Genomic DNA, 9,739 nt, shown 5'->3' on the forward strand with positions numbered 1-9,739 from the left:
GCAATATCCCCCACGAACACATCGAAGGAGAAGCTGGCCAATTGCAGCAGCCGGACCGGGAACTCGTCCAGGCGGTACTCCCGGCGATAGCCGTCCGCCGTATTCACCAGACTGCGGTGCTCGATCATGACGCCCTTCGGCCGTCCTGTCGTTCCCGATGTATAGATCACGTAGGCCAGATCGCTCGGCTTGTTGACGTTCGGCAATTTCATCCTTTTCGAGTCGTTCGACGCTCCTTCGCTGTAAAGCGACTCATCATCCAGGCACAGCACGGCCTGCAGCGTCTGCTCCTCTGCCAGCCACTCCCGCGCGCGCTCCTCCAGATGCGTCTGCGTCAGCAGCACGTTCGCTCCGCTGTCCTCCACCATAAACCGGATGCGGTCGGACGGGTAATCCGGATCGAGCGGCACATAGGCCCCTCCCGCCTTCCATACCGCCAGAACCCCGACCAGCATGTCCACCGACCGATCGGCCAAAATGCCGACCAGCTGATCCGGCTTCACCCCTTGGGCCCGCAGGATGCGCGCCAGACGGTTCGAACGCTCGTTCAGCTCGCGGTAGGTAAGCCGCTTGTCCTCGTACACCACCGCTGTCGCCTCAGGGCTCCGCTCCGCCTGTTCCTCGAACAGCTGATGGAACGTTTTCTCCAGCAGCGGCGTCGCTGTCTCCGGATTGAACACGCGCTGAATCTGCTCCTGCTCCTCCGCCGTCAGCATGCCGAGCGACGCGATTTTCGCGCCCGGATCGTTCACAATCGCGGCGACCAATTGCTCGAAATGCTTCGCCAACCGTTCTACCGTTTCTTTCTTGAACAAGGCAGACGCATATTCAAGGCTGTACTCCAAGCCATTGCCATCTTCCATGACGTCAAGGCTCAGGTCAAATTTCGACATCCCGTAGTCGCTCGGAAACGACGTCAGGCGAAGCCCTTCGAGAGCAAATTCCTTGTTTTCGATATTTTGCAGCGAAAACATCGTGTCAAAGAGCGGATTGCGGCTTAAATCGCGGGTCAACTGCAGCTTCTCGACCAGCTCTTCAAACGGATAATCCTGGTGCTCGTAGGCACTTAAGGTCGTTTCCTTGACTTCCTCCAGATAAGACAGGAAGGTTTTCTCTCCGGCCGGTCCGTTGCGCAGCACCAGCGTATTGACGAACATCCCGATCAATGGCTGCAGATCGCCATGTGTCCTTCCCGCAATCGGCGTGCCGACGATCAGATCTTCCTGGCCCGTATGCTTTTGCAGCAGGATCGTATACGCCGCAAGCAATACCATGTACAGCGTCGCGCCGTTTTCCGCCTCAATCCGCCTCAAGCCCTCGCTCGTCTCAGCATCCATACGGAACTGCAGCGTATGGCCGTCATATTGCTGCACGGCGGGACGCGCATAATCTGTCGGCAGCTCCAGCACCGGCAGTTCTCCGCTGAACTGGCCCAGCCAGTAGGCTTCCTGCTTGTTCAGACGCTCGCGCTCCTCTTCGGACTGCTGCCATACCGCATAATCCTTGTACTGAATCCGTAGAGCCGGCAGCTCCTCTCCCCCGTACAGGCGGACGAATTCTTCGACGAGGGCATCCATGGATACGCCGTCGGAGATAATATGGTGCATGTCAAAGAGCAGGATATGGCGTTCTTCCGCCAGTTGAATCAAGCCTACCCGCAAGAGCGGCGGTTTCTTCAGATCGAACGCGCGGATGAATTCGCGCACCATCCGTTCCGCCTCTTCTTCGCCAGCTTCCATATATTCCACGGCAAAATCCGTCTCTGGATGCACCCGCTGCACCGGTTCGCCGTTTACGAGCTCAAACCCGGTGCGCAGCGTCTCGTGGCGTGCAATCAGACCGCGGAATACCGCTTCAAACCGTTCCCGCTCAAGCGCTCCCTCCAGCAGCATCGCTCCCGGCATGTTGTAGCTTTGCTCCGCCCCTTCCAGCTGGTGCAAAATATACAACCTCTTCTGCGCCGACGATACCGGGTAGTGCTCTCTGGCTTCAACCGCCGGAATGGAGCTGTACGTTTGCTGCTCCATGACGCCGATCGCTTGCGCCAGCTCTTCGACTGTAGGGAATTTGAATACGTCTTTTAACGGCAGACTGACGTTCAATTCCTTGTGAACCCTGCCGACCAGCGTAGTCGCGCGCAGCGAATGGCCGCCAAGCTCGAAGAAATTGTCCTTGACGCCGACCTTTGCAATTCCGAGCACGTCCTGCCAGATTTGCGCCAGCTTCGCTTCCAGCAGCGTTCGCGGCGCCACATAGTCCATCCCCGTCTGCATGCTTTCCTCCGGGGCCGGCAGCGCTCGGCGGTCCACCTTCCCGTTGGTCGTCAGCGGCATACGCTCCAGCTGCACAAAGTACGTCGGGATCATATAGCCCGGAAGCTCTTGGGACAAGGTGTTTCTTAGTTCGCTTGCCGCAAGCTCGCTGCTGGCTACGAAGTACGCGCAGAGCTGCTTCTCGCCTCCGGCGGTTTCACGAACCACGACCGTCGCTTTCTCGATCGGCTCCACCTTGAGCAGATGCGATTCGATCTCGCCCAGCTCGATGCGGAAGCCGCGGATTTTCACCTGATCATCAATCCGGCCCACATACTCAATGGTCCCGTCCGGCAGCCATCTGGCCAGGTCGCCCGTCCGGTACATCCGCTCTCCCGGCGTAAACGGGTTGTCCACAAATTTCTCCGCCGTCAGCTCCGGACGGTTCAAGTAGCCTCGAACCAATCCTTCTCCCCCTACGCACAGCTCCCCGGCGACTCCAATCGGCTGCAGCTTGTTCCGCGCGTCAACGATATAGACCGTCGTGTTGCTGAGCGGCTGTCCGATCGGGATGTTCACGGCATCCGGGCTCACCTCATTCACGTCCAGCCAGGTTGTATAGACCGCGCTTTCCGACGGACCGTATGCATGCTTGAGTTTGCCGGGTCCGACATAGCTGAGCGCTTTGCGGACGTGACTGACGGAAACCCGTTCGCCCCCGAACAAAATCACCCGCAGGTGACGCAAACAATGGACATTCGCGTCCACAAGCACATTAAAGAAAGCTGTTGTAATGAGCATGACCGAAATGTGCTGCCTTTCGATCAGACCCGCCAATTGCTCGACGTCCAGCATCGTTTCTTTTGGCACCAATACCAGTCTGGCTCCATTGGTTAAAGCCCCGAAAATATCAAAGGCCGACCCGTCGAAGGAGTAGCTGGACAGCTGCAGCACACGATCCCGGTCTGTAATCTCAATATAGTTCGTATTTCGAACAATCCGCATCAGGTTGCGATGGGTTGTTAAATTGCCCTTCGGCTTGCCGGTCGTACCGGACGTGTAAATGACGCACACCAAGTCGGTCGCTCCGTTGCTGCGCTCCAGATTGGAGCCGTCGTCGCTGTACGATTGCTCGTCGTCCAGGAAGACAAGCGCGCTCTGGGTCGGAATCCGCTCGCGCAGCTGGCGCTGCGCCAGCATCACGTGCGCTCCCGAATCCTCGATCATGTAGCGGATGCGTTCTTCCGGATATTCCGGGTCGATCGCCACGTAGGCCCCTCCCGCTTTTAGAATCGCCAGCATGCCCACAATCATCTCCATGGATCGCTCCGCCATCAGGGCCACCAAGCGGTCCTTGTCGACTCCCTGGGAACGCAGCGTCCTCGCCAGCCGATTGGCCCGCTCATTCAGTTCGCGGTAGGTCCACTGCCGGTCCTCAAACACAAGCGCCACCGCATCCGGGAGACGCTGCGCCTGTTCCTCAAACAGCTGGTGAAGCGTCTTCTCCCGGGGATACATCGTCGCCGTATCATTAAACCGCTCCACAATCTCGGCTTGCTCCCCGGCAGTCGCAAGCTCCAGTTCTCCTACGGCAGCCAGCGGATTTTCGACGATTTGTTCGAAGACATAGACCAGATGCCCCTTCAACCGCTCCATACCCGCCCGATCATACACATTGGCATTGTAGTCCAGATGCAGCTGAATGTTGTCTCCGGGAAGCACCGTCAGCGTGAAGTCATAGTTCGTTTGCTCTGCCATTTCAACGTCCGCAATCGAAAGCCTTCCGCCGTCTTCATGTCCGGCTTGCTCCATCTGCTCATCGACCGGATAGTTCTCAAACGCCATGATATGGCTGATCAAATCCTGCTTTTGTGTGCTCTGCGCCTGAATCTCGTACAGCGGATAATAATCGTAACGGCCGGATTCGAGCGCCTGTTCCTGCAGTCTTCCCATCACTTCGGCAAAGCTCGTATCCGGTTCGGCAGCGACGCGCAGCGGGATCGTGTTAATGAATAATCCGATCATCTCCTCAATCCCCGGAATTTCCGCCGGTCTTCCCGACACGACATGGCCGAATACCACATCGCCCGTCCCGTTATATTTCTGCAGAATGATGCCCCATGCCGCTTGCATGAGCGTATTGACCGTCACCTGATGCCGCTTTGCGACACGGCTCATCCGTACGCTCAGGCTATTGCCCAAATCGCAAACGATGCGCTCCAGGGCATACCCCGGGCTTCTTCCCTCCGTCTTGGCCTGCGGCAGTACAGTCTGCCCCTCGTAGCCCGCCAAGTACCCGGCCCAATAGCGGGACGCCGCTTCCTTGTCCTGCTGTTCCAGCCACTCAATATACTGGCTGTAGACTGGCGCCAAGTTCCGCTCCGAAGCGTCTTCCCGCCCTGGACCCTGAACGTAGGCGGAATACGTTTCAAACAGCTCCTTCGTCAACTGCGGCAAGCACCAGCCGTCCATCAGAATGTGATGGAAGCTCCAGAGCACCTGGCAGCTTTCCGCTTCTGTACGGATGACCGTTACGCGTGCCAGCGCATCCCGCTGCAAATCAAATCCGCGAGCTTTATCGCCTTGCTCGAATTGGTTGATCTGCGCTTGCTGCTCGGCCGCATGAAGACCGGTAAGGTCCTTGTACGCAAATCCGATCCGCTTGTCCCGGAACACGATTTGCATCGGTTCTCCGTTCCAGCCGCTGTAGAAATTGGTCCGCAGTACGGCATGACGGGCGGCCAGCTCCTCCCAGCTTTGCGCAAACCATTCGATATCGAGCGTTCCTCGCAAGGTAAATCGCGCCTGCTCAAAATAGGCGCCTGCATCCGGATCCATGGAGCTGTGGAACCACATCCCCTTCTGCATAGGCGTAAGCGCGTAGATGTTCTCGATCTGCCCGAGATGGCGCGTTTGTTCCGCAAGCTGCTCCAGCTCCTCCAAGCTCAATCCCTTAAGCTGCACATCGCTTGGCGTCAGCTCCGTCCGATCCTTCGCCGCGCAATGAGCGATCAGTTCCTGAAGGCTCTCCTGCAGGCAAGAAGCCAGCTCCTCCATCGTTTCCCTGCGGTATTCCTTGCCGCTGTAGCCGAGGTCCAGCGTCAGCGAACCGTCCGCAATCATTCCGTTCATGTCCAGCGCGTAGCTTCGGGCTTGCTTGCCGCTCCACTGCGCCCCGCTTGCATGCGGCGATAGGCCAAGCTCGTTGTTTTGCAGGTCTTGATCGAACTGACCCAAGTAGTTGAAACTGATCTGCGGCGTCGTTCCCCATACGTCTTCCGCCGCATGCTCCGACAAATACCGGCATATGCCGTACCCGATCCCTTTGTTCGGGACCTGACGCAGAGCTTCCTTCGTCTTCTTGATCCGGTAGGCCGCATCCTTGCCTGGCTCCATCTCCAGCAATATCGGATATTTGCTTGTAAACCATCCCACGGTGCGTGTAATATCGATATCCGGCAGAATGGATTCACGGCCGTGACCTTCCAGATTCACCAGCACCCGGTCATGACGACTCCACTTCTGGATCGCTGTTCCCAGCGCCGTCAGCAGAATGTCGTTCATTTCGGTGTTATACGCTTTATGCACCTGCTTGAGCAGCAGCTCCGTTTCTGCCGCGCTCCACTGAAGCGTGATCGTTTCGCTATCCTCCTGCAAGGAGAGCTCCGCTTCCTGATCCTTGGGCAGCGGCGGCACGGCTGTTTGCGCAACGCGCTGCCAATAGGCCTGTTCGTTCGCCATAGCCGGACTTTGCGCGTATGCCGCAAGCTGCCCTGACCAAGCACGGTACGAATCGGTCTTCGCCGGAAGACGGATCACCTCTCCCTTCACGGCTTGCTCATACCCGGCCGCGATATCCTCAAGCAGGATGCGCCACGATACGCCGTCGATGACACCATGGTGTATGGCGATAAGCCAATGATCCCCGTCCGCGCCGCGGAACAACCCGGCTTTTACCAACGGGCCCGACTCCAGCTCAATGCTGCCCTGAATGTCGTTCGCCTTGGCTTCGATCGCCTTTTCGTACGCCGCCGCTTCTACTCCCTTGAAGTCGACCGTTTCCAGACTGTAAAGCTCGCCTTCCTCCACCCCCCGGTTCCATGCCGCAGCTCCGTTTTCCGTCTGACGGAATATGATGCGCAGCGCGTCGTGATGCTCAACGATCCTTTGAAGCACCTTGCGGATCGCCGCTTCGTTGAAGCCTTCCTTGCGGTAGAGCATCACCGATTGGTTAAAGTGGTGAGGGTCGGCAAATTGCTGGTCAAAAAACCAGCGCTGGATTGGCGCTAGCGCAACCTCTCCAGCCACCTCGCCCTGGTCGGCCATTCGGGCAATCGGCCTGATGTGCCGGCCCAGCTGGGCAACGGTCGGGTATTTGAACAAGTCGCGAATTTCCAGCTTGTAGCCGGCCTGATGCAGCCGTGACGAAACCTGAATCGATTTGATGGAATCGCCGCCAAGCTCGAAGAAATGATCTGTCACGCCGATGCGCTCCGCTCCGAGTACCGCCTTCCACACAGCCGCCAGCGCCTTCTCCGCCTCGGTTCTCGGTGCGACATACTCACCGCCGGTATGCATGTTTCCTTCTGGGGCGGGCAGCGCCTTGCGGTCGATCTTCCCGTTCTGCGTTAATGGCATTCGCTGCAGCTGCACAAAGTAGGACGGAATCATGTAGCCCGGCAGCTCCTGCGACAGCGCCAGCCTCAGCTCGCCAGCCGTAAGCTCCCTGTCCGCCACAAAGTAGGCGCAAAGCTGGTTTTGTCCGCTTTCGTCCTCGCGCGCCAGCACAATCGCTTCTTGAACATGCGCAACCTTCAAGAATTGCTCCTCGATCTCGCCGAGCTCGATGCGGTAACCGCGAATTTTCACCTGATGGTCGATCCGTCCCAAATATTCGATATTGCCGTCGGGCAGCCATCTGGTCAAGTCCCCTGTCCGGTACATGCGCTCCCCTGGCGCGAACGGATGATCCACGAACTTCTCCGCCGTCAGCTCAGGACGGTTCAAGTAGCCGCGCGCCAGCCCGACGCCCGCAATGCATAATTCGCCGGCCACGCCGACGGGCAGCGGTTGATTATACGCATCCAGGATGTAGAGCCGATGATTCGCAATCGGACGGCCGATCGGCACAGACTTTTGCTCGAGCTCGCCTGGCGGAGCCGCCCAAACCGACGTTACAATGGAGGCTTCAGTTGGCCCGTAGGCATTGAAATACAGCACCTTGTCCTTCCACTGCTTCACAAGCTCAACGGATACCGCCGAGCCTCCTGTGATCAGCTTTTTGAAGCTCGGCATACGCTCCGGATTCAGGTAGGTCACATAGGTCGGAGGCAGAATCGCCGCTGTAATCCCGTTTTCATTCATGTAGGCTTCGAACAATTGATAATCCAGAATCGTCGCAGCCGTCGGGATGTACAAGGTTGCTCCGAAGAACAGGGCTTTGTAGATTTCCCAGCACGACGCGTCGAAGGACAGGCTGGCGAATTGGACGACCCGGTCCTGATCGGTAATGCCCAAGGTGTTCTCAAACATCAGCTTCAAGCTGCAAAGCCCGTGATGCTCTACCATAACCCCTTTGGGCTTGCCCGTTGTTCCTGACGTATAAATCACATAAGCCAAATGATTCGGCCCGACTACCGGCTCAAGATTCGAGCTATCCTCGCCGTATGCATGCTCCTCATCCAAAGTTACGTATGTTCCGGCAAAAGCCACGCGCTCCCGAAGACGGCTCTGCACCAGCAGCAGCTTCGCGCCGCAATCCTCCAGCATATAACGGATGCGCTCCTCCGGATATTCGGGATCAATCGGCACATACGCGCCCCCGGCTTTTAATACCGCGAGGATCCCGACGACCATCTCCAAGGAACGCTCCAGCATGATGCCGACCGGCTCGTCCGGCTGCACGCCCTCCGCTCTCAATGTCCGCGCCAGCCGGTTGGCCCGTTCGTTCAGCTCTCTGTACGAAAGCTGTCCGCCCTCAAACACGACAGCCGCATGCTCCGGCGTGCGTTCCGCCTGCTCCTCGATCAATTGATGGATGGTCGCCCCGGCCGGATAGTCCGCCGCCGTATGGTTGAACACGTCATGAAGCTGTTCCTCTTCTTGCGCGGTCAGCATGCCAAGCGCTGCAAGGGTCGCCTCCGGAGAAAACGCAATGGCCTCGAGCAGCTGCTCGTAGTGCTTGGCCATCCGTTCAATGGTCTCCCGTTTATACAAGGCGGTGGCATATTCCATGCTGCAGGCCAAACCGTCATTCCCTTCCGTTACGTCCAAAATCAGGTCGAATTTCGCCACCGTATACTCGCTCGGGTACGGCTTCAGTTGAAGGCCTTCGAGAGCCAGCTCCTTGTTTTCCGTGTTTTGCAGCGCAAACATCGTGTCAAAGAGCGGGTTGCGGCTTAAATCGCGGGTCACCTGCAATTTGTCCACCAGTTCCTCGAACGGGTAGTCCTGATGCTCATAAGCTCCGAAGGTAGCCTCCTTGACTTCCTTCAAATACGAGAGGAACGGTTTGCCCCCGGCCGGATACGTGCGAATGGCCAGCGTATTGACGAACATTCCGATGAGCGGCTGCAGGTCCTCGTGGGTTCTGCCCGCAATCGGCGTGCCGACAATCATGTCCTCTTGCCCCGTATACTTTTGCAGTAAAACGGTATAGGCCGCAAGCAACACCATGTACAGCGTCGCTCCGCTTTCCGCCGCCATTTGCTTCAAGCCCTCGACCTTCTGCGCATCAATCCGGAAATGAAGCGTGTTTCCATGGAACTGCTGCACCGCAGGGCGCGCGTAATCAAGCGGCATCTCCAAGACGGGCAGATCTCCGCCTAACTGCTCCAGCCAGTACGCTTCCTGACGCTTTATCCGCTCCTTCTGCGACTCGGACTGCTGCCACACAGCATAGTCCTTGTACTGAATGCGCAGAGGCGGCAATATTTCCCCGCCATACAGGGAGATAAACTCCTCCACCAGAACATCCGTCGAGATCCCGTCGGAGATGATATGATGCATGTCGAACATCAGAATGTGGCGGCTCTGCTCCAGCTCGATCAATCCGATCCGCAGCAGCGGAGGCTTCGTAAGGTCAAACGGCCGGACAAATTCGCGCACGAGCTCGTCGGCTTCCCGTTCGTCGGCGGCCTGCTTGTACTCCACCGCAAAATCCACCTGCGGGTATATCTGCTGCATCGGCTCGCCGTCTACCAGCTCAAATCCGGTACGCAGCGTCTCATGACGCGCAATCAGAGCGCCGAATGCCGCTTCGAAATGCGCCCGGTCGAGCGCTCCGTCCAGCAGCATCGCCCCCGGCATGTTGTAGCTCTGTTCAACCTCCGCCATCTGGCGCAAAATATACAGCCGTTTCTGCGCCGAAGACATCGGGTAATACTCGCTTTCTTCAGCCGCAGGAATGGAGACGTGCTCCGCTTGCTCCATCCGGTTGATTGCTCCCGCCATTTCCTCGACCGTAGCGTGGCGGAACACGTCCCGCA

At 57.9% G+C, this 9,739-nt stretch carries 1 protein-coding gene; it reads right to left on the reverse strand.

All coding sequences use genetic code 11. The annotated features are described in order from the left end of the window. Window positions 1-9,739 (reverse strand): amino acid adenylation domain-containing protein (locus tag AC6ROY_RS25060; protein WP_500103291.1); only part of this gene is annotated, 9,739 nt, incomplete at both ends.

The organism is Paenibacillus sp. sg306046, from assembly GCF_059821225.1.